A 19,645-nucleotide genomic window follows, 5' to 3' on the forward strand; every position below is an offset into this window, starting at 1 on the left:
CAGGTGCGACTGCAGGTACTCGCCAATGGCAGGCGCAAAGTCAAACAAGGGCCCTTGCACGGGCGCGCCCGCCAACTGGGTCTGGTTGGCGCGGCCGGCCGCGCGCAGCGCATCGCCTTGCGCCATGGCGCGGCTGGGTGGGCAGCCGGGTGCATCGACCATGCCGCTTTTTTCGCGCTGCTGCAGCAGCTGCATAAAGGCGTTGAGCGCATTGAGGCTGCGCGGAAAGCCGGCATAGGCGTATAGCTGCACCAGCACTTCGCGGATATCGCTGATAGTCAGGCCGGCCTCCAGCCCGGCCTGCAGGCTGGGCGTCAGCCGCTCCATGTCGCCTGCGGCCGCAAATGCTGCGATCGGCGGGATGGCCTGCTGCTGGGCGCTCAGCAGCTGCGAGGGGGCTTGGGCTTTGCCGTTGGCCGTGCAGGCCTGTGCGCTCGCGGCTGCCGGGCGGGTGGCCGTGCTTTGTGCCGCAGAGTCACCCGCCATTACCACCAGCCCGGTGGCGCACAGCAGCTGCTGCAGGTATTTAGCGGGGGTTGTATTGCGCATCGCTGACGAGCTCCTTCCAGTCGGCGTTCTTGCCGTTCTTGAGATAGGTCACCGCCATATGGCGCATACCGGTAGTGGCGGCGGCGCCATGCCAGTGGCGCACATCGGCATCGATCCAGACGACATCACCGGCCTGGATGTTCTGCCGGGCCTGGCCGTCCTGCTGTATCCAGCCTTTTCCATCGGTGACCACCAGCAGCTGCCCGACAGGGTGGGTGTGCCAGGCGGTGCGGGCGCCCGGCGCAAAGTCGACCATGCCCACGCTGCCCTGCTGCGCGCTGTCGCCCGCGGCCTTGATGTCGACGGCCACATGGCCGCTGAAGTTCTGCGCCGCGCCGATCATCGTGGCCGGTGTGCCGGCCGGGCTGATATGAATGCCCTGGGCCGGCGCGATGCTGCTGCTGATCAGCATGGAAGCGCCTGCTGCGATCAGGTGTTTGCTCATGCGGCCTCCTGTGGGGCCCAGTGCTGGCTTCTGTCAGGGATTCGGGTGGGCACAGGCGTGCCTGGGGTGTGGGCTGTATAGCCGTTTATCTGCATATCAACTCCAGGGAAGGGCCGCTGGCGCGGCCGGGTGGTCCATGGCTTGCATGCTAGAGAGGGAACGGCTTTTGATTGAGCCCTTTGGGGCGCATGCCGCCATGAGCGGGGCTCATGAATGGGGGCTCTACGAGGGTGGATTGTGATCAAGCGCAGTTATCTGCTGAGCCGCAATGCGTTGATCAGCAGCTACCAAGACCTACGCAAGCGGCAACAAGATCCATCGTTTGGTGTAAGGTGCAGCGGTTCTACTACTTTGAGCGATTGCATGAACGGACCGCTGATAGATACCGTGATTTTTGACCTCGGAATGTGCTGATCCAATGGGACCCGAGACACTTGTACCGAAAGATTTTTGGCCTGGACGTTGCAGGTATGGAAGCGTTCTTGGCAGAAGTGTGCAGTCCTGATTGGAACGAACGTCAGGACCAAGGCAGGCCATGGAGTGAAGCCATTGCAGAAGCTATTGAAAGGCATCCGTCCCAGGAGGCGAACATTCGTGCCTTCTACGATCGATGGGAGGAAATGATGCCTGGTGCGAACAACGATGTGGTGGACATTTTGAGGGAGCTTGGGCAGCGCCATCTGCGCTTGCTGGCACTGACCAACTGGTCTACCGAAACCTTTCCTATCGCGCAAGCGCGGTTTGACTTTCTCAACTGGTTCGAGGGCATCGTTGTCTCGGGTCTCGAGGGACTGGTAAAGCCTCAAGCCGAGATTTTTGAGCTCACCATCCAACGATTCGGTTTGAGCCCCAGATCCACCCTCTTCATTGATGACAGCCTGCGTAATGTGGAAGCGGCCAGGCGTGTGGGGCTCAATGCCATCCACTTTGTGGGAGTCGATGATCTACGTGCTCGGCTCAGGGAGGCTGGGCTGGATCTTTCTTAAGCGTCTGCCACGCGACGCTTGTTGGTGAGGCTATTGGTGACACCAACGCTCCAGCCAAACCCAAGAAAGCCCGCTGATACCCTCAGCGGGCCTCGCAACGACCACCGCCATCCTGCCCATCAGATGGCAAAAAACTCCCGCATCTCCTCCAGCAACTGTGCCGGCTGCTCTTCGGCGATGTAGTGGCCGCAGTCGAGCGCTTTGCCTGTGACCTCGGTGGCCGCCTCGCGCCACAGGTCCAGCACCGGAAAGCAGCGCCCCACGGCGCCTTCCGCGCCCCAGAGCACGCGCAGCGGGGTCAGCACCTGGCGTCCCTTGGCCCGGTCGGCGCGGTCGTGCTCCAGGTCGATGCCGGCGGATGCGCGGTAGTCCTCGCAGATGGCGGTGGCGGTGCCCGGGATGGCGATGCAGCGCAGGTACTCTTGCAGGGCGTCTGGCGCGAAGGCGGCCAGGCCGGCGTGGCGGCGTCCCATCACATCGCGAATATAGGCGGCAGGGTCGGCGTCAATCAGCCGCTCTGGCAGCGGCGCTGGCTGGATCAGAAAGAACCAGTGCCAGTAGGCCTTGGCGAAGGCTTCTGTCGTTTGCTCGTACATGGCCAGGGTCGGTGCAATATCGAGCAGCATGGCGCGCGTCACCCGGCCCGGATGGTCCAGCAGCAGCCGGTGGGCCACGCGGGCGCCCCGGTCATGGGCGGCAAGGCGAAACTGCGCAAAGCCCAGGCTGGTCATCAGATCGGCCATGTCCTGGGCCATCGTGCGCTTGCTGTAGGCGGCATGGTGCGGGCTGGCCCCGGGGCGGGCCGAGTCGCCATAGCCGCGCAGGTCGGCGCAGACGACGCTGAACTTTTCGGCCAAGGTCGGGGCCACGCGGTGCCACATCACATGGCTCTGCGGGTGGCCGTGCAGCAGCAGCAGTGCGGGGCCGCTGCCCCCGAAGCGGCAACGGATCACGGTGCCGTTGACGGCTACATCGCGGGTGTCAAAACGCTCGAACATCAGGCTTTTCCTCCAAGGCTGGCCGGTGGCTGTGCGCGTGGCGTCGCGCCCAATTGTTGGCGGGTGCGCAGGGCCACGTCTTTGAGCCAAGGATAGGCCGCCCAGTGGCGTTGCGCAAAATGTGTGATCTCTGTCTGGTACGTCAGTGACATGCCGATCAGGTCTCTGCGCTCGAGCTGCATGCGGTGGTGGCGCTCCGACAGGCTAAAACGCGCGTCCACGCTCGGGCTTTTGACCCGGAGCGTCTGCAGGTCGATATGGGCATGCGAGGTCTCCAGGCGGCCTGCATCGGCCATGAGCTGGGCGATGTCTGCCTCAGGCAGCATGACCAGCAGCAGCTGGTTGTTCATCGCATTGGAGTAGAAGATTTCTCCGAAGCTGGGCGCGATGATGGCCTGTATGCCGTACTGCTGCAGCCCCCAGACGGCGTGCTCTCGGCTGGAGCCGCAGCCAAAATTGGCGCCAGCCACCAGGATCTCGACATCGGCGCGCTCGGGCTGGTTCAGCACAAAGCCTGGGCGCTGGTGGCCTGCGGCATCAAAACGCAGGTCATACAGCAGGCCCTTGTCCAGCCCGGCCTTGTCGATGCCGTGCAGAAACTGCTTGGGCATGATCTGGTCGGTGTCCAGGTTCTCGATGGCCAAAGCGGCCATCTTGCCGCTCAGGATATGTTGCTCACGCATGGCGGGTCTCCAGACGGCGAACGTCGGTAATGGTGCCGGTGACGGCAGCGGCGGCTGCCATCGCAGGGCTCATCAGGTGGGTGATGGCGCCGCGTCCCTGGCGCCCCTCGAAATTGCGGTTGGTGGTGGAGGCGCAGCGCACCCCGTCAGCGAGGATGTCGCCGTTCATCGCCAGGCACATGGAGCAGCCTGGCTCGCGCCATTCAAAGCCAGCCTCCAGCAGCAGGCTGGCAATGCCTTCTGCTTCTGCCTGCTGCTTGACCGCGCCGGAGCCCGGCACCACCATGGCGCGGACCCCTGGGGCCACCTGGCGCCCGCGCACCACCTCGGCCACGGCCCGCAGGTCCTCCATGCGGGCGTTGGTGCAGGAGCCGATGAACACATGCTGGATGGCGATGCCTTCGAGCGGGGTGCCTGCGGCGAGCCCGGTGTAGCGCAGTGCCTGCTCGGTACTGCGGCGCAGGGGGCCTGCGGCCTGTGTCTCGGGATCAGGCACCGCACCGCCAATGGGCGCGACCTGGTCCGGGCTGGTGCCCCAGGTCACATGCGGGGGCACATCGCTGGCGTCAAAACGGTGCTCCACATCGAACACCGCGCCTTCATCGCTGCGCAAGCTGGCCCAGTGCTGCAGGGCGGCCTGCTGGATGGGGCCGTTCAGGTCGGCGGAGCGCGCGAGCACATAGTCTGCGGCTTTCTGGTCTGGCGCGATCAAGGCGCCACGGGCGCCGGCCTCGACGGCCATATTGCACACGGTAAAGCGGGCTTCGATCGACATGGCGTCAAATGCCGTGCCGCAGAACTCGATCACATGGCCCCGGGCACCCTGGGCGCCGATATGGCCGATGACCATCAGGATCAGGTCCTTGGCGCTGGTGCCCAGCGGCAGCACGCCATCGACCTGGATGCGCATGTCCTTGGCGAGCCGGTACACCAAGGTTTGCGTGGCCAGCACATGCTCGACTTCCGAGGTACCGATGCCAAAGCCCAGTGCGCCTAATGCCCCGTAGGTGGTCGTGTGTGAATCGCCGCAAATGACCACCATGCCGGGGCGGACCATGCCGTGCTCAGGCGCCACCACATGCTCGATGCCTTGCAGCGCATCCTGGGTGTCGAACAAGGGAATGCCGTGCTGCTCGCAGTTCTTGCGCAGCTTGCTGGCCTGCAGCGCGGGTGCGGCATCGCGGATGACCCGAATGGCGCCGGGGTTGGTCGGAATCACGTGGCTGACGACGGCCATGTTCTGGCCGGGCATCAGCACATTGCGACCTTGTTCGTCCAGGCCGGCAAAGGCCTGGGGGCTGGTGTACTCGTTCATCAAGTGCAGGTCGCAGAACAGCAAGACGTTCTGCGCGTCGAGCTGGGCGACGGTATGGGCGTCGACCAGCTTGCGGTAAAGGGTTCGGTGCATGGGGGTGCTCTGTGTACGCGATGGCTCCGAGTCTCACAGCTGAGGCGGAAATATACAATGCGCGGCAGAGCACGACTTTCGGTCGCTGGAGTTACGAATGGATGGATTTTCTGACATCGCCTTTTTTGCGCTGCTCAGCAAAGAGGGCAGCATGCGCAGCGCGGCCCAGCAGCTGGGTGTCACGGGTCCCGCCGTCAGCAAGCGTCTTGCAGCACTCGAAGCCCGGCTGGGTGCCCGGCTGATGCAAAGAACCACCCGCCGCATGAGCCTGACGCCTGAGGGCGAGCGCTACCTGGTCGAAGGTGCGCGTCTGCTCTCCGAGCTTGGTTCGCTGGAGCGCGCCATTGGCGGAGCCGCCGCCGTGCCGCAGGGCCTGTTGCGGGTCAATGCCACCTTTGGCTTTGGGCGCCGGCATATTGCGCCAGCGCTGGGAACATTCGCACAGCGCTTTCCAGAGGTGGAGCTGCAGCTGCAGCTGAGCGACCGGCCTGCCGACCTGCTGGAGGACCGTTTTGACCTGGTGGTCCGCATGGGCGATATGCCGGATTCCCGCTGGACGGCCCGGGTGCTGGCACGCAACCGCCGTGTGCTTTGTGCCTCGCCGCGCTATCTGCAAGCAATGGGCGCGCCATCATCGCCCCAGGAACTGACGCGCCACGCCTGCCTTTTTATCCGCGAGGGCGACGAGGCGTTTGGTACCTGGCATCTGCGCAATGGCGCGCAGACAGAAACGGTGAAGGTGAGGGGGCCGCTGAGTGCCAACGATGGAGAGTCGGCCACGGCCTGGGCGATAGCGGGGCATGGCATCTTGATGCGCTCGGAGTGGGAGGTCGGCCCGCTCGTGCGCGCGGGCCAGCTCCAGCCGGTGTTGCCGCAATGGCGGCTGCCACCGGCCGATATCTATCTGCAGTTCCATGGCGGGGCCCATCTTCCCGCCAAGACCAAGGCCTTGGTGGACCATCTGGTCGAGGTGTTTGCGCCGCAGCGCCCGCCGGGGAGGGCGGATGCCAGCTGGTGATGGGCGATGGAAGGCGGGCCGTGACCCGCAGGGAGCTTGCCCGGGATGGAGCAAGCGCTGCGAGTGCCACAGCCCTGAGCAACACTACTGCGCCAGCACGCGGAAGGTCAGCGTGTAGTTGTAGCCATAGGTCGGCGCGGCAGCGCCTTCGGGAGCCGGGGCACGGTGGCGCACCAGGGCCATGTAGATGCCTGGCTTGCTCGGGGTCCAGCTGATGTCGCCTTGCGCGTCGGTGCTGAGCTCATCCACGCTGTTCTGGCCTTGCAGGTCCATCGCTGAGCGGTAGATGCTGACCTTTTGGTCTGCCAGCGGCTTGCCATCAAAGTGCACCGCAAAGTTGAATTTCTCTGCGGCGAACACGTCGCTCGGGTGCGTGCTGGGCACGATCTCCAGCCCTTTGCCGTAAGGCTTGATGGGGGTGGGCGCACCGGCGGTGACATAGGCATCGGAGACCGACAGCGACTGGTAGTGCAGCTTCATCACGCCACCTTCGGGCATGACCGCCTTGGGGTCGCGCACGACGATGGTTTTGCCATTCACTTCCCAGCTGCGGAAGATGGCGCCCAGGCGCGGGCCGCTGGAGAGGCGGTACGTGCCTTTTTCGTCGGGCAGTTTTTGCTCCGCCACTGTGCGGGTCTTGAACTGGTGCACATCGCCAAAGGGCAGTGTGGTGCCCGAGGGCGTGGTGATGCTGAACGGCGTGGCGCCAAATTGGACTTCGGACAGGAAGAGTTTTTCTGCAAAGCCCGCATCCACACTGAGGGTGGATTTGGGCTGCACATCAAACACGCTGGGCAGCAGAAAGGGCATGTGGGCCTGGGCGGCGTTCAGGCTGAACGTCGCGGCAAGCGCAGCAAACAGGTGGCGCGCTTGCATGGCTTACTGGCCTGCCATATCGGCTGCGTTGACCACGCCGTCGCCGTTGCGGTCGGCGTTCTTGAAGGTCTTGTTGGCGATATCGATTTCCTCTTCGATGCTCAGCTTGCCATCCTTGTTGGTGTCGAGGATGTGGAAGCGCACGTGGGCCTGCTTGATGCTGCCTTCGTACTGCTGGTCGGGCTTCTTGCCTGCGGCGGCGTACTGGGCCTTGAGGCGTCCTTCAAACTCGGCCACGTATTCGTCCTCGCTCAGCCAGCCATCCTTGTTGGTGTCGGCGGCGACAAAGCGCTCTTTGCGCAGGGTGTCGTATTCGTCCCGGGTGACGACGCCGTCGCGGTTGGCGTCATAGCCGCCCATGAAGGCATTGTGGCCGTGGCCGCCCACGGGGGTGGCCGGGCCCTTGGCTTCGGTTTTGGCGGCAGAGGCGGGGGCTGCCGTCTTGCTGTCGTTGCCGTTGTTGCTGGCGCAGGCGCTGAGCAGCGCGGCGGCTGCAACGGCGGTCATGGCGGCGGAAAAGCGGTTCATGCTGGGGTCCTTTCGTGGTGGGAGAAAAGCTTAGAAATTGACGTTCAACGACACGGCGTAGGTGCGGCCCGGGTTGGTCAGCAGCTGGATGTCGCGCTGGTCCTTGGCAACGGAGGGCTGCAGGCTGCGGCTGCTGGCGTAATCCCAGTAGCGCTTGTCCGTCAGGTTGTAGATGCCGACGTTGAGGCGGGCGTTCTTGTTGATCTGCCAGTAGCCAGACAGGTCGAACAGCGCATAGCCGGGCACGCGGAACTGCTCGATGCTGGAGTCGGCAATGTCGGTGCCGGCGTTGGTATAGCTCTCGCGGTTGGTGGCCTGGGCCTGCTTGCCGGCCACAAAGGTGCCGGTCATGTTGACGCCCCAGGCGCGCATGGGCGCGTCATAGCCCACGCCGATGACGGCCTTGCGCGGCTGGACGGTATCCAGCGGCACATCCTTGTCACCTGCGTAGTTGGATTTGGAGGTGCCATGGGCCAGGCCCAGCGCCCAGGTCGAGTACAGGCCCTTCACGGCAGGTGCCCATTGGCCGTGGTCCAGGCGGGCGCTCATCTCCAGGCCGTAGATCGTCGCCTCGTCGCGGTTCTCGGCCTGGTAGATGGTGCCGATGTGGGCCGGCACATTGCTGAACTTGTCCGGCGCGCTGGCGCGGGTGTAGCGGGTGTAGCCGATGAAGTCCTTGTAGCGCGTGTAGAAGGTCGATGCATTGAACAGCACGCCGTCGGCGGGCGATCCCTTGACGCCGATCTCAAAGGCGTTGCTGGTCTCTTGCTTGAGGTTGCTGTTGCCGATCAGTGCGTACTGGGCGGAGCCCGCGTAGTTCTGGTCCATGTTCCAGGAGCCGAACACTTCGCCAGCGGTCGGTGCACGGCCACTGCGCTTGTACTGGCCGTAGGCCATGAACTTGGGCGTGAGCTCATAGGTCAGGCCCAGGCTCGGGCTCCAGATGGTGCTGCTGAGGTTGCTGTACAGCTTGGAGGCCGCGTCTTCGGTCAAAGCGCCTTCGGCAAAATCGCCCAGGTGCTTGGGTTCGACCTTGACCCGGTCCACGCGCAGCGCCGGGATCACGCCCAGGCGCTTGCCGCCCACATCAAAACCAATGTCATCCTGGATGAAGGCGCCCAGGCGCGTGGTGTCGGTATCGGGCTGTGGCTTCATGTAGCCGGCCACGTTCCAGGGGCGCTCCTGGCTCTGCGTCTGTGCGTTGAAGCCAAAGCTGATGCGGTGGCGGTCAATGCGCTTGTCGCCGGTGGTCGAGAGGCCCCAGGCCTTGGTCTTGTTTTGCGACAGGTTGCGCGTGACGGCGCCGCTCGCCAAGGTGGTGGTGTCGGTCACGTCTTCGGTATCGGTGTTCTGGAAGAACAGGCGCGTGTCCAGCTGATCGACAAAGGCGCTGCTGGGCGTCCACAGGTGCGACAGCTGCAGCGTGTTGCGGCTGGTGTCGCTGTCCTGCCTATTGTTTTGTGTGATGGCGCTGTTGTCGGTACTCCAGCCATAGAACTGGTTTTGGTTGCTGCGTCGGTACAGGTCGGCAGACAGCTCCAGGCGGTTCTCGGCATCGATCTGCAGGCCGCCCTTCATCAGCAGCGCGTTGGAATGCCAGTCTTCCGGCGATGCCTTGATGCCCAGGGCGCTGTTGTTCTGCGTCTCCTTGCCATCGCGGCGCGAGAAGGCGATCAGGCCATCGAGGCTGCCCGATTTGCCCGCTGCAGTGATGCTTTCGTTCCAGGAATGGTCGGCGGAATCGAAGCCGAGCTTGCCACCGAAGTAGCTGGTGTTGCCATTGCGCAAGAAGTCGCTGGCCGACTTGGTCTTGAAGCTGACGGCGCCGCCAATGCCGCCCGCTGCACGCCGGGCCGTGGTGGTGCCCGACTGGATGCCGACCGAGGAGAACATCTCGGGGTCGATAAAGTCGCGGCCAATGCCAAAGGTGTTGTTGCCGGCGCGGCTCACATAGGGGCGGGTGCTGGCGTCGGGCATTTCAATGCCGTCCACATCCATGCCGATGCGGTTGCCTTCGATACCGCGAATGTTGTAGCCCGTGGTGCCCGAGCGGTCAAAGCTGCTGCGGTTGCGGCTGGTGCCCGATGCGGTGCCGGGGGCCGACACCAGGGGCTGGTAGCGCGAGATGTCCGCCATGCTGTTGGCTTTTTCCAGCTCCTCGCCGGAGATCACGGTCACCGTGCCGGGGGCCTTCTCGGCCTTGCCCAGCACCGTGACCTGCGGCATGGTCGATTCTGCTTGCGCCAGTTGCGCCAGTTGCATTGGCTGATCCGGCGCAGCCTGCTGCGCCAGGGCGCCGGCAGACACCAGCGCGGCGACAGCGGCGGCCAGGTAACGGGGTTGGAGAGTGGAAGTGGCGCGCGCAGAGATACGCTGCGCCTGGGAAGAGGTGCGAGAAGCCATAGGGTCCAGCCAGTTAAAGCAAGGGGGGAAGAAAAGACTGCTGGCTACTGACCTGGGCTGCATGCGGATGATGCAGGCTGAGGGGGCTGCTGCGGAACCCTTGTAAGGGGTGGTGCAGGAGGCCCTGGTGGCATGGTGTTGTTATTGCTGGCGCCTGTAAAACGCCATTCTATATAAAAATGATTATCATTTGCGTCGAATTTCTTACATGTGCGTAGTTCGCAACACGGCGGGCAGATCGGCTACGGTGGCCACCTCGCTGTGGCGCAATGCATCCACCACCACGCGCATCGCAGGCGACATGCCGCGCCGGTGCGGGTAGTAGAGGTGGTAGCCGCTAAAGGGCTGGCACCAGTCGTCCAGCACCCGTACCAGTTCACCGTGCGCAAGGTGGGGCGCGGCCATGTCTTCGGGCACATAGGTCAGGCCGTATCCGGCGAGTGCTGCGCGCAGCATGGCGCGGCTTCCGTTGAACACCCATTGGCCCTGCACGCGCACCTGCACGGCGGCGCCATCTTTCTCCAGCTCCCAGGCCATCAGCCCGCCATGGGTGGGCAGGCGCATGGTGATGCACTGGTGGGCGGCCAGGTCCTGTGGTGTCTGGGGCGGGGGCATGCGCTGCAGGTAGTCGGGCGTTGCGACAATCGCCATGCGCCAGTCGGGCCCGATGCGCACCGCAATCATGTCCTTGGCGACCTGGTCACCCAGGCGTATGCCCATGTCAAAACGCTGCGCGACGATATCGCCCAGTCCATAGTCGACATTGATCTCGATGGACACATCCGGGTAGCGCTGCATCACCGGCGCGAGCTTGGGCCAGAGCACGGTGTTGGCCGCATGCTCGGCCGTGGTGATGCGGACATGGCCGCGCGGCGTGTCCCGAAAATCGCTGAGCGCGGCGACGCCCGATTCGATCTCGTCAAAGCCCGGGCCGATGCGGGCCAGCAGATAGGCGCCCGCCTCGGTGGGCGAGACGCTGCGCGTGGTGCGGCTGAGCAGGCGCACGCCCATGCGGGCCTCCAGGCCCCGGATGGTGTGGCTGAGCGCTGACTGCGACACGCCCAGTTGCGCAGCGGCCTTGGTGAAGCTGCCTTCCCGCGCGACCGCGACAAAGGCCAATAAGTCATTGATGTTTTCGCGCGGCATGGCGGGGTCCTGCTGAGGGCTGGCTGGCGTTGCTGAACGTCATCGTCATTTTCATAGGGTGGGTAGATCAGACTATATGGAATATGATCAACTCGCTGATAACGCGAGTCCAGGTGAAGCGCGCAGGGCCAGCCCGCGTGGGAGGCCTGAAGCTTCGCTGCTGATCGCACCGAAAAATTCAATGAGAGGATATGACACCATGAAAAAGCCTGCTGCACGCCAACTGCCCGCCTTGGTACTGGCCACCGTCCTGGGTAGCCTGGCCTTGGCCGCGTCTGCCGCGCCCCTGTCGTTTCTCAACCAGACCATCACCGCCAGCGTGCCCGCCAAGGATGTGCCCGCGCTGCGCAAGGCCGTGGGCGATGTGCTGAACAATGCCGCTGACAAGAGCACCACGCAGTGGACCAGCAGCCAGGGCCCGCGCCACCGCCAGGTGCAAATGGCGCTGACCCCGCTGCAAACCAGCCAGACCCAGAAGGCCGATACCTGCCGCCTGCTGAATGTGGAAGCGAGCCGCCCCACCGGCAAGCTCAAGGAGGAATGGCAGTTCTGGTTCTGCAAGCAAGCAGACGGCAGCTGGAAGGCCAGCGCCCAGTAAACAGGCAGCCGGGGCGCCGCTGCCTGACCCGGTAGGCGCGGCCTGCTGGCGGGTCTGATATTGCCAATCCACCGGTGGGGGAGTGACCCATGACGCAAGAAAAGAGACTGCTGCCCGCGCGCAAGCTGGGCACCGCATGGCTGGCCGGCGTGCTGAGCCTGGGCACCATCAGCAGCGCGATGGCCTGCACGCGGGTGGTCTACCTGGGCGCGCATGACCAGGTGATCACCGCCCGCTCGATGGACTGGAAAAACGACATCACCAGCAACCTCTGGGTCTTGCCACGCGGCATGGAGCGCACCGGCCAGGCAGGGCCCAACTCGCTGCGCTGGACCTCGCGCTACGGCAGCCTGGTGACCTCGGGCTATGACGTCTCCACCACCGATGGCGTCAACGAGGCGGGGCTGAGCGCCAACCTGCTGTGGCTGGCCGAGTCGCAGTACCCGGCCTTCGATGACAAGAGCAAACCGGGCCTGACGATTGCCGCCTGGGCCCAGTATGTGCTCGACAACTTTGCGACCGTGGCCGAGGCCGTCAAGGCGCTGGAGCAGCAGCCCTTCACCATCGTCTCGGACAATGTGCCCGGCGAGGACCGGCTCACCACCTTGCACCTGTCGATGTCGGACGCCAGTGGCGACAGCGCCATTGTCGAGTACATCGGCGGCCGCCAGGTCATCCACCACAGCCGCAGCTACCAGGTGATGACCAACTCGCCCACCTTTGACGAGCAGCTGGCGCTCAACAGCTACTGGAAGCAGATTGGCGGCACCGTCATGCTGCCGGGCACCAACCGGGCGGCCGACCGCTTTGCCCGCGCGTCGTTCTATGTGAAAGCCGTGCCGCAGGACCAGGAGCCCAACAAGGCGCTGGCCAGTGTGTTCAGCGTGATCCGCAATGTCTCCGTGCCCTATGGCATCACGACCCCGGACCAGCCCAATATCTCCTCGACGCGCTGGCGCACGGTGTTCGACCACCAACGCAAGCTCTACTTCTTTGAATCGGCCCTGACGCCCAATACCTTTTGGGTGGACCTGAAGGCGCTGAACTTCAGCCGCGACACCGGCAAGGTGATGAAGCTCGATCTGGGCCCGAACCAGAACCATGCATTTGCCGGCGATGCCACGGCATCGTTCCAGCCTTCGGAGCCGTTCAAGTTTTTGGGGCTGCAGTAAGGCGGTGCTTGACGAGGTCCGCCATCTGGCGGGCCGCGCAGGCTGTTCAGCTCACACCGCCCAACGATGGGGCTCGCCGATAAAGCGCTTTAACTGCTCGGTGAACACGCGCAGTTTGGCACTGGGCTCCACTGGCGCGCGCAGCAGATGGATGTCGGAATGCAAGCAGGTGCTGTCGCTGGGGCCGGCAGTCAATTTCAGCAGATGCCCCGTGGCAATGTCATTGCCTACTACCCAATCGGGTAACAGCGCAATGCCCACGCCCGCCAGCGCAGCCAAGCGCATGGCTTCAAAATCATCACAACGAAAAACGGCCTGGTCTGGCAAAACGCCATGTCCGAGAAAGTCAGACCAGCCCAGCAAATCTGCGCCATGCAGTTTATCGATGAGCTGGTAGCTTGGTAAATCGTCCAGAGATTTTGGAGCACCCACTGCGGAGATGTACAAAGGGCTGGCACACAGCGTACGGATTTGCGTGGCGATCTTGGTGGCGACCAGAGAACTGTCCGGAAGTTTGCCTATCCTTATCACCGCATCCAGGCGCTCAGCCACAGGATCTGCAAGCCGTTCTGTCAAATCCAGCTCCACGCGCAATTGGGGGTGGGTCTTGGCCAGCAAGGCCACCACAGGAATCACGTACCGCTTGCCGAAGGTGGGAAAGCAGGCCACGCGCAAAACACCATGGGCTCCACCACTCAGGGCCGCAATTTCCTGTTGCGCATCTGCCAACTCGTCCAGCACGCGCTTGGCTCTGACAAACAGCGCAGCACCAGCCTCGGTCAAGGTGATGAGCCGCGTAGAGCGCCTGAAAACAGGCGTTCCAAGACGCGCTTCGAGCGTGTCAATGCTGCGCGTGATCGACGAGGGGGCGACCCCCATGCGCCGAGCTGCTGCGGAGAAGCTGCCTTCACGGGTAACGTGGACAAACACCTCCAGAAACTCAGCGATGCGCTCAGCGCCCATATTTGCATTTCCCGCAAAACCGTTAACGAATTCTGGCCAGTTATCACGCGGGGCTTGGCCCCGTACCATCGAATCCATTGTAGTTGAGCTGATTTCGCTCGAAGAAGGAGTCGCAAGTTGATGAAAGCCGTTGTTCAAAAAGTCTTTGGTGGTCCTGAGACGCTCCAGATCGAGGAATTGCCGATTCCAGAGGTACGGCCCCATGACCTGTTGGTGCGAGTCGGGGCCGCTGGCGTCAACCGGGCCGATGCCTTGCAACGCATGGGCCGCTATGGCCGGGCCAACTTTGGCGACTCCGAGCTGATGGGGCTGGAGGTCGCTGGCGAGGTGGTTGACCTTGGTGCATCCGTTTCGGGTTATCAAATAGGTGATCGGGTGATGGGGATCGTCGGTGGAGGGGCCTACGCCGAATTCGCCCGCATGGACCACAGGATGGCTATGCCTATTCCGCGCGGAATGGACGATGTGCGAGCAGCCGCGATTCCCGAGGTCTTTGTCACTGCCCATGAAGCGCTGTTTCACTTGGGCCGTCTCGAAGCGGATCAGTCCGTCCTGGTGCATGCCGCCGCTGGAGGGGTTGGCTCTGCTGCCGTGCAGCTCGCCCACTGCGCTGGTGCTCGCATCTTTGCCAGCACTTCCGCTGAGAAGCTGCAGCGCGTGTTGGCCTGGGGTGCAGATCGGGTCATCGACTACCGCGCCGAGAGCTTCCAGCAAGTGATCGACGCCGATACCGATGGCCAAGGCGTCAATCTGGTTGTGGACTTTATTGGTGCGCCGTATCTGGCCGCCAACATCCATTCGCTGGCCGAAGGCGGGCGAATGATCCAGGTGGGCATTCTCGGGGGCGGCAGCGGAGGGAAGTTGCCATTGGACCGTGTTCTCTACCGTCGTCTCTCCATCATGGGGACGGTGATGAAAAGCCGCTCGCTGGAGGAGAAGTGCGCCATGGTGGAACGCTTCTCAGAGCGTTGGCTAGCGCTGTTCGACGACGGAAGGCTGCATCCCGTTGTCGACAGTGTCTATGCACTTGAAGATGCGCAAGCGGCCCATCTCCGATTGGAATCCGGTCAGGCAGTCGGAAAAATAATCCTGTCGACGGCAGCGCTGGGAAATGACCGGCTGGCTCAAGAGTAGACGAGGGGAGCCTTCATGCCAAAAACCATTCTGCAAAAGGTTGACGCATGCATGCATCGTCACCAGCTGTTTGCAATGACCTGGTGCTGTGCATTTGCAGTATCTGCCATCTACTACCACCAGCCGCTGCTGCCACAAATGGCGGATACTTTTGGCGTTTCACTCGGCAGCGGAAGCTGGATCGCGACCATCACGCAACTCGGTTATGCGTTGGGCCTGCTGCTGTTTGTCCCTCTGGCGGATCGGATCGAGCCGCGCACTTTGGCCGCAAGAACCATCAGCGTCAATGCGCTTGCACTGCTGGCCTGCTCCTTTGCCCCCAGTTTTACCTGGTTGCTGATCGGCTGCGCCGTGGTCGGCATGACCGCGATCACCGCGCAAATCATCATACCGACGATGGTCAGCGCGTCTCCACCGGCAGCGCAGGGAAAGGTGATTGGTTCGCTGTTGGGTGGACTCTCGGCAGGGCTGTTGTTGGCCAGAATGCTGAGCGGCTATGGAGGCGCAGAGCTTGGCTGGCATGCCATTTTCGCTGTCGCTGCGGCGCTCAATGGCGTCATGCTTTTCATGGTGTGGCGCACGCTGCCCGTGATACATCCCCAGGCATCGGTGTCTTATGCAGGTCTGTTGAAATCCATGGTCGCCATGCTGCGAGAAGAACCCCTTATCCGCCTGGCATCTGCCTCGGGTTTTTTGATGTTTGCCGCATTCAGTGCCCTCTGGGCCTCATTGGCCAGCATGCTTTCTCAGCCGCCTTACCATTTCAATCCTGCAGCCATTGGTGCGTTTGGATTTGTCGGCTTGGTGGGTTTGTTTGCTTCCAAGAAAATTGGCATGCTGGTCGACAGATTCGGCGCCCAAAGAACCATTCTTTATGGCTGCAGCCTTATCGCATTGGCCTATGTCTTTGTGGCCCTCTCCGGCTTGAGTCTGGCCTGGTTGGTGGTTGGCATGGTGTTGATGGATGTGGGAAATCGAGCCGGATTGGTGGCCAATCAATCCAGAATCTTTGCGACACATCCCGAGGCCAGGAACAGGACCAATACGATTTTCATGGTGTCCTATTTTCTAGGTGGTGCCGCAGGCGCTGCACTGGGTGGCTACAGCGCCCATGTAGATGGATGGCATGGCCTGGCACTCGTCGGTATAGCGCTTGCCGCCATTGCTGGGGTGATGAACTGGGTCGCTCAAGCCTCGTATGGCCGCAAGGTCTTGAAGGGTTGAGCTTGCGTGGTGCCTATCCCGCCCGGTATTGGCGGCTCGACACGCTGATCGCGTTGCCGTCCGGGTCCTTGGTGTTGGCAAAGGCGTAGCCATTGGCCTGGTGCACCGGGCCAAAATCCAGCCCCTTTGCGGCGGCCTTGGCCACAAACTGTTCGACATCGGCCACGCTGAAGGAGAGCTTGAGCACCGCGGAGCCAAACTTCAGGCTCTTGGCGGCCTGGTGGACCAGGATCTCCGCGCCGCCATGCAGAGGCTGGAGGGCGATCAGGCCATCGACCACGGCGCAGTCGGAGGCGTAACCAAAGTGCTCGACATAAAAGCGCGCCGTGCGTTGCATGTCTTTGGCGTAGATGAGCAGGGTGGTGAGCGCGATGGTCATGGCGGGCCATTATGGCAGTGCTGGCTGCGCCTGCGCCGGCGCGCGCACGGAGGCCGGTGACCCCTTGGGTGGTAGACCTGCACCCCCGCTCTGGATGCTTCACCAAACTGTTGCTGAAACACCACTCATTAATATTGAGTATGAGACTGATTCGCATTTGAATAAGTATCATGGGGGCCGCTTTGGCCAGCGGCTGTCCCCAGCGCTGCCAGGCATTCGCGGATTTCAGGCGGTGTACAGCCCACGCCATCCACGCAGGAATCCATCTGACGGTGGCAGCGCCCAGTGTGCTGTGCGCTTTGGCAGCCTGCACTCCAAGCTTCGCACGCGCTTTGCAGCGCTGTCTCGTCCCGTCATCGCTTTTCATCGGACGAGAGCACTCTTTCATGTCTTCATTCACTTTCAAGCCGCGCCGCACGTGCTGGCGCATGCGGCGGTCTGCCTGGGCCTGGCCCTGCACCTGCAGGCGACGATGGCGCAAACCGCCAGCTTCGATATTCCGGCGCAACCGCTCGCTAGCGCGCTGGCGCAATTTGCCCGGCAGGCGAATCTGCGCTTTAGCGCAGCGCCCGAAGCAGCGCAGGGCCGCCAGGCGCCAGCGCTGCAAGGAGCGCAGGATGTGTCGCAGGCTTTGCAGGCCTTGCTACAGGGATCGGGCCTGCAGGGCCGGGTGGAAGGGGGCGTGTTGATGGTGCAGGCAGCCGCGCCTGTGCCCGCTGGCACAGCATTGGCTGCCGCAGCTCCGGCTGCCGCAGCTTTGGCCGCCTCCCCATCTGCAGCGGGAGGGGAAGTCACGCTGTCCGAAGTGACCGTGCGTAGCAACCAGCTTGGCGAGATCACCGAGGGCTCGGGCTCTTACACGCCTGGCGCTGTGGCAACGGCGACCCGCCTGGTGCTGACGCCGCGTGAGACGCCGCAGTCCGTCAGCGTGGTGACGCGCCAGGTGATGGATGACTTCCAGCTCCATTCGATTGACGATGTCATCAACCACACGCCGGGCGTGAGCATCGTGACCTACGACAGCGAGCGCACCGAGTACTACGCGCGTGGCTTTGCGATCCAGAACTTCCAGTACGACGGCATTCCGATGTCGCGCAACTCGGCCTATTCCGCGGGCAATACGCTGACCGATATGGCGATCTACGACCGGGTGGAAGTGCTCAAGGGGGCCACCGGGCTGCTGACTGGCAGCGGCGACCCGGGCGCCACCATCAACCTGGTGCGCAAGAAGCCAACCAAGGAATTCAGCGGCCATGCCAGCATCAGCGCCGGCAGCTACCAGAACTACCGGGGGGAGCTGGACGTCAGCGGCGCGCTCAACGACAGCGGCAGCGTCCGCGCGCGCGGCGTTGCCACCTACCAGGACAAGCACTCGCAGCTCGACCGCTACGAGCGCAAGACGGGCGTGCTCTACGGCATTGTCGAGGTGGACCTGACGCCCCAAACGCTGCTGACGGTGGGCGCCGACCGCCAGGACAACAAGCCCACGGCATCGACCTGGGGCGGTATCCCCTTGCTCGATGCGAACGGCCATTTCAACGCCATGCCGCGCTCGTTCAACAACGGTGCCGACTGGAGCCATTGGGACCAGTACACGCGCACTACCTTTGCCACCTTGGAGCACAACTTTGACAGTGGCTGGGTCACCAAGCTGCAGCTCAACCACCAGATCAACGGCTACCACGCCAACCTGGGCGCTGCAGCCGGTGGCAACCCCGACCCGCTGACCGGTGCCGGCGTCAGCATGTGGCGAGGCCAGTACATTGGCCGCACCACCAGCGATGCGGCCGACCTGTACGCCAGTGGCCCCTTCTCGCTGCTGGGGCGCAGCCATGAGCTGGTGGTGGGAGGCAGCCTGGCCAAGCGCCGTTGGAAAAACGATGGCTACTACAACGACAACAGCGGCTTTGACGGCGTGGTGGACAACTACTACCAGTGGAATGGCAAGGTGCCTGCCCCGGTCTGGAACAGCGCGTCCGATTACCGTGATGACGAGAGCACCTATGAGAACGGCCTCTACACCACGGCCCGCTGGAACCTGCGCGATGACTTGAAGCTCATCACGGGCGGGCGCCTGTCCAACTACAGAAACCGGGTGTAGGAGCAAAAGGAAAAGAATGTCTTTACGCCCTACCTGGGCGCCGTGTATGACCTGAACCAGAACTACTCGGTCTACGCCAGCTACAGCGGCATCTTCAAACCGCAGTCCTACCAGACCGAGCAGGGCCGCACCCTGGATCCGCTCGAGGGCAAGAACTATGAGCTCGGCGCCAAGGCCTCGTTCTTTGGCGGCCGGCTCAATGCCAGCGCTGCCGTTTTCCAGACCCTGCAGGACAACTATGCCGTGGAGAGCGGCGGCATCACCCCCAGCGGCAACCCGGCCTACCGGGCAATCCAGGGCGTCAAGACCCGGGGCTGGGAGGCGGAGGTGTCTGGCCAGATCACCCCCGCCTGGCAGATCCAGGCCGGTTACTCGCACAGCATTGCGCGCAAGGATGGCGAGCGTGTCTCCACCCTCACGCCCTCCAACCAGTTCAACCTTTACACCAGCTACAAGCTGGCCGGCAGCCTGAGCGGTTTGACCCTGGGTGGCGGCGCGCGCTGGCAGGACAAGACCTGGGGCAGCATCAATGTGCCGACCGGCGGCAATGCCGTGCACACCGTGCAGAACTACTGGGTCTGGGATGCCATGGCCCGCTACGACTTCAACAAGCAGCTGTCCGCCTCGCTCAGCGTGAAGAACCTGTTTGACAAGAAGTACTACACCATCTTCAGCTGGTACAGCACCTACACCTGGGGCGAGCCGCGCACGGTCAATGTGAGCCTGAACTACAAGTTCTGAGCGCCGCTGTAGCTAACGCATGCACCACCGGTCTGCAAAGGCGGGTGGTGCATTTTTCTGTGGGCAAAGGTGGCCTTGCGCAAGGCTGGCGAAGGGCAGAAGTCTGCCGCTACATCAATGGCTGGCCACTAGATACCGATCGAACCGCAAACTGGAAACATATAAATACATTTACACTGGGTGGTGTATGTGGTCTGCGCCACAAACCGCGACAAACCGGATGAAATGGTCATCGATTCACGTTATTTGACCTTCATCACGTGTTTCGTCATGCTTTGCTAAATAGACTTCGT

The 19,645-nt window shown here is 63.0% G+C and carries 19 protein-coding genes; 8 read left to right on the forward strand and 11 right to left on the reverse strand.

Going from position 1 to position 19,645, the window contains the following annotated elements; genetic code table 11:
• Window positions 1-549 (reverse strand): carboxymuconolactone decarboxylase family protein (locus H928_RS0104635; RefSeq protein ID WP_084635692.1); only part of this gene is annotated, 549 nt, incomplete at its 3' end.
• Window positions 527-994: a cupin domain-containing protein gene (locus H928_RS0104640; RefSeq protein WP_027010552.1), complete on the reverse strand. Its 468-nt coding sequence runs from the start codon at window positions 992-994 to the stop codon at window positions 527-529. The genes H928_RS0104635 and H928_RS0104640, both read right to left, overlap by 23 nt.
• A gap of 470 nt (window positions 995-1,464) precedes the next feature.
• On the opposite strand from H928_RS0104640, the gene H928_RS26135 reads away from it, so the two are divergent.
• Window positions 1,465-1,980, forward strand: a complete 516-nt coding sequence (locus H928_RS26135) for an HAD family phosphatase (protein ID WP_192816969.1) — start codon at window positions 1,465-1,467, stop codon at window positions 1,978-1,980.
• A gap of 119 nt (window positions 1,981-2,099) precedes the next feature.
• On the opposite strand, the gene H928_RS0104650 is transcribed toward H928_RS26135, so the two are convergent.
• Genes H928_RS0104650 through leuC form a run of 3 tightly spaced genes read right to left on the reverse strand, consistent with a single transcriptional unit; the run spans window position 2,100 to window position 5,069 of the window.
• Window positions 2,100-2,978: an alpha/beta fold hydrolase gene (locus tag H928_RS0104650; RefSeq protein WP_021025464.1), complete on the reverse strand. Its 879-nt coding sequence runs from the start codon at window positions 2,976-2,978 to the stop codon at window positions 2,100-2,102.
• On the reverse strand, window positions 2,978-3,661 hold the full coding sequence (gene leuD, locus H928_RS0104655; RefSeq protein WP_021025465.1) for a 3-isopropylmalate dehydratase small subunit: 684 nt from the start codon (window positions 3,659-3,661) through the stop codon (window positions 2,978-2,980). The genes H928_RS0104650 and leuD overlap by 1 nt, the downstream gene beginning before the upstream one ends.
• On the reverse strand, window positions 3,654-5,069 hold the full coding sequence (gene leuC, locus H928_RS0104660) for a 3-isopropylmalate dehydratase large subunit (RefSeq protein WP_021025466.1): 1,416 nt from the start codon (window positions 5,067-5,069) through the stop codon (window positions 3,654-3,656). Before leuC ends, leuD begins: the two co-directional genes overlap by 8 nt.
• Before the next feature lie 97 nt (window positions 5,070-5,166).
• On the opposite strand from leuC, the gene H928_RS0104665 reads away from it, so the two are divergent.
• Window positions 5,167-6,087 (forward strand): LysR family transcriptional regulator, encoded by a 921-nt coding sequence (locus H928_RS0104665; protein WP_021025467.1) that lies wholly within the window; start codon window positions 5,167-5,169, stop codon window positions 6,085-6,087.
• 84 nt (window positions 6,088-6,171) lie between these two features.
• On the opposite strand, the gene H928_RS0104670 is transcribed toward H928_RS0104665, so the two are convergent.
• The 4 genes from H928_RS0104670 to H928_RS26140 all read right to left on the reverse strand — a co-directional run bounded on the left by H928_RS0104670 (window position 6,172) and on the right by H928_RS26140 (window position 11,040).
• Window positions 6,172-6,963, reverse strand: coding sequence for a DUF4198 domain-containing protein (locus tag H928_RS0104670; RefSeq protein ID WP_021025468.1), 792 nt, complete (start codon window positions 6,961-6,963; stop codon window positions 6,172-6,174).
• Window positions 6,964-6,966: 3 nt separating this feature from the next.
• Entirely contained in the window at window positions 6,967-7,491 is a 525-nt protein-coding gene (locus H928_RS0104675; RefSeq protein WP_021025469.1) for an EF-hand domain-containing protein, read from the reverse strand.
• Window positions 7,492-7,521: 30 nt separating this feature from the next.
• The gene (locus H928_RS0104680) at window positions 7,522-9,894 is read right to left on the reverse strand and encodes a TonB-dependent hemoglobin/transferrin/lactoferrin family receptor (RefSeq protein ID WP_021025470.1); all 2,373 of its coding nucleotides are present in this window, start codon (window positions 9,892-9,894) and stop codon (window positions 7,522-7,524) included.
• Window positions 9,895-10,098: 204 nt separating this feature from the next.
• Window positions 10,099-11,040: a LysR family transcriptional regulator gene (locus H928_RS26140; RefSeq protein ID WP_021025471.1), complete on the reverse strand. Its 942-nt coding sequence runs from the start codon at window positions 11,038-11,040 to the stop codon at window positions 10,099-10,101.
• 199 nt (window positions 11,041-11,239) lie between these two features.
• Between H928_RS26140 and H928_RS0104690 the strand changes: the two genes are divergently transcribed.
• Both H928_RS0104690 and H928_RS0104695 read left to right on the forward strand, forming a co-directional pair.
• Window positions 11,240-11,638: a hypothetical protein gene (locus tag H928_RS0104690; protein ID WP_052329756.1), complete on the forward strand. Its 399-nt coding sequence runs from the start codon at window positions 11,240-11,242 to the stop codon at window positions 11,636-11,638.
• Window positions 11,639-11,817: 179 nt separating this feature from the next.
• Complete coding sequence (locus tag H928_RS0104695; protein ID WP_239644885.1) at window positions 11,818-12,810, forward strand: linear amide C-N hydrolase; 993 nt, start codon at window positions 11,818-11,820, stop codon at window positions 12,808-12,810.
• Between the two features lie 51 nt (window positions 12,811-12,861).
• Here H928_RS0104695 and H928_RS0104700 read toward each other — a convergent pair whose 3' ends face one another.
• Complete coding sequence (locus H928_RS0104700; protein WP_239644884.1) at window positions 12,862-13,851, reverse strand: LysR family transcriptional regulator; 990 nt, start codon at window positions 13,849-13,851, stop codon at window positions 12,862-12,864.
• 42 nt (window positions 13,852-13,893) lie between these two features.
• Between H928_RS0104700 and H928_RS0104705 the strand changes: the two genes are divergently transcribed.
• Window positions 13,894-14,907, forward strand: a complete 1,014-nt coding sequence (locus H928_RS0104705; RefSeq protein ID WP_021025474.1) for an NAD(P)H-quinone oxidoreductase — start codon at window positions 13,894-13,896, stop codon at window positions 14,905-14,907.
• Window positions 14,908-14,922: 15 nt separating this feature from the next.
• Window positions 14,923-16,131 (forward strand): MFS transporter, encoded by a 1,209-nt coding sequence (locus H928_RS0104710; RefSeq protein WP_021025475.1) that lies wholly within the window; start codon window positions 14,923-14,925, stop codon window positions 16,129-16,131.
• A 13-nt stretch (window positions 16,132-16,144) separates the two neighbouring features.
• Here the strand turns inward: H928_RS0104710 and H928_RS0104715 are convergent, their stop codons facing one another.
• On the reverse strand, window positions 16,145-16,510 hold the full coding sequence (locus H928_RS0104715; protein ID WP_021025476.1) for a VOC family protein: 366 nt from the start codon (window positions 16,508-16,510) through the stop codon (window positions 16,145-16,147).
• Between the two features lie 418 nt (window positions 16,511-16,928).
• On the opposite strand from H928_RS0104715, the gene H928_RS26145 reads away from it, so the two are divergent.
• Both H928_RS26145 and H928_RS34025 read left to right on the forward strand, forming a co-directional pair.
• Window positions 16,929-18,611 carry a TonB-dependent siderophore receptor gene (locus H928_RS26145; RefSeq protein WP_373604904.1) on the forward strand — a complete coding sequence of 561 codons (1,683 nt, stop codon included), beginning with the start codon at window positions 16,929-16,931 and terminating at the stop codon, window positions 18,609-18,611.
• Between the two features lie 42 nt (window positions 18,612-18,653).
• Window positions 18,654-19,352: a TonB-dependent siderophore receptor gene (locus H928_RS34025; RefSeq protein ID WP_373604905.1), complete on the forward strand. Its 699-nt coding sequence runs from the start codon at window positions 18,654-18,656 to the stop codon at window positions 19,350-19,352.
• Window positions 19,353-19,645: the final 293 nt, after the last annotated feature.

Source organism: Comamonas sp. B-9, assembly GCF_000410635.1.
Classification (GTDB): Bacteria; Pseudomonadota; Gammaproteobacteria; order Burkholderiales; family Burkholderiaceae_C; genus Comamonas.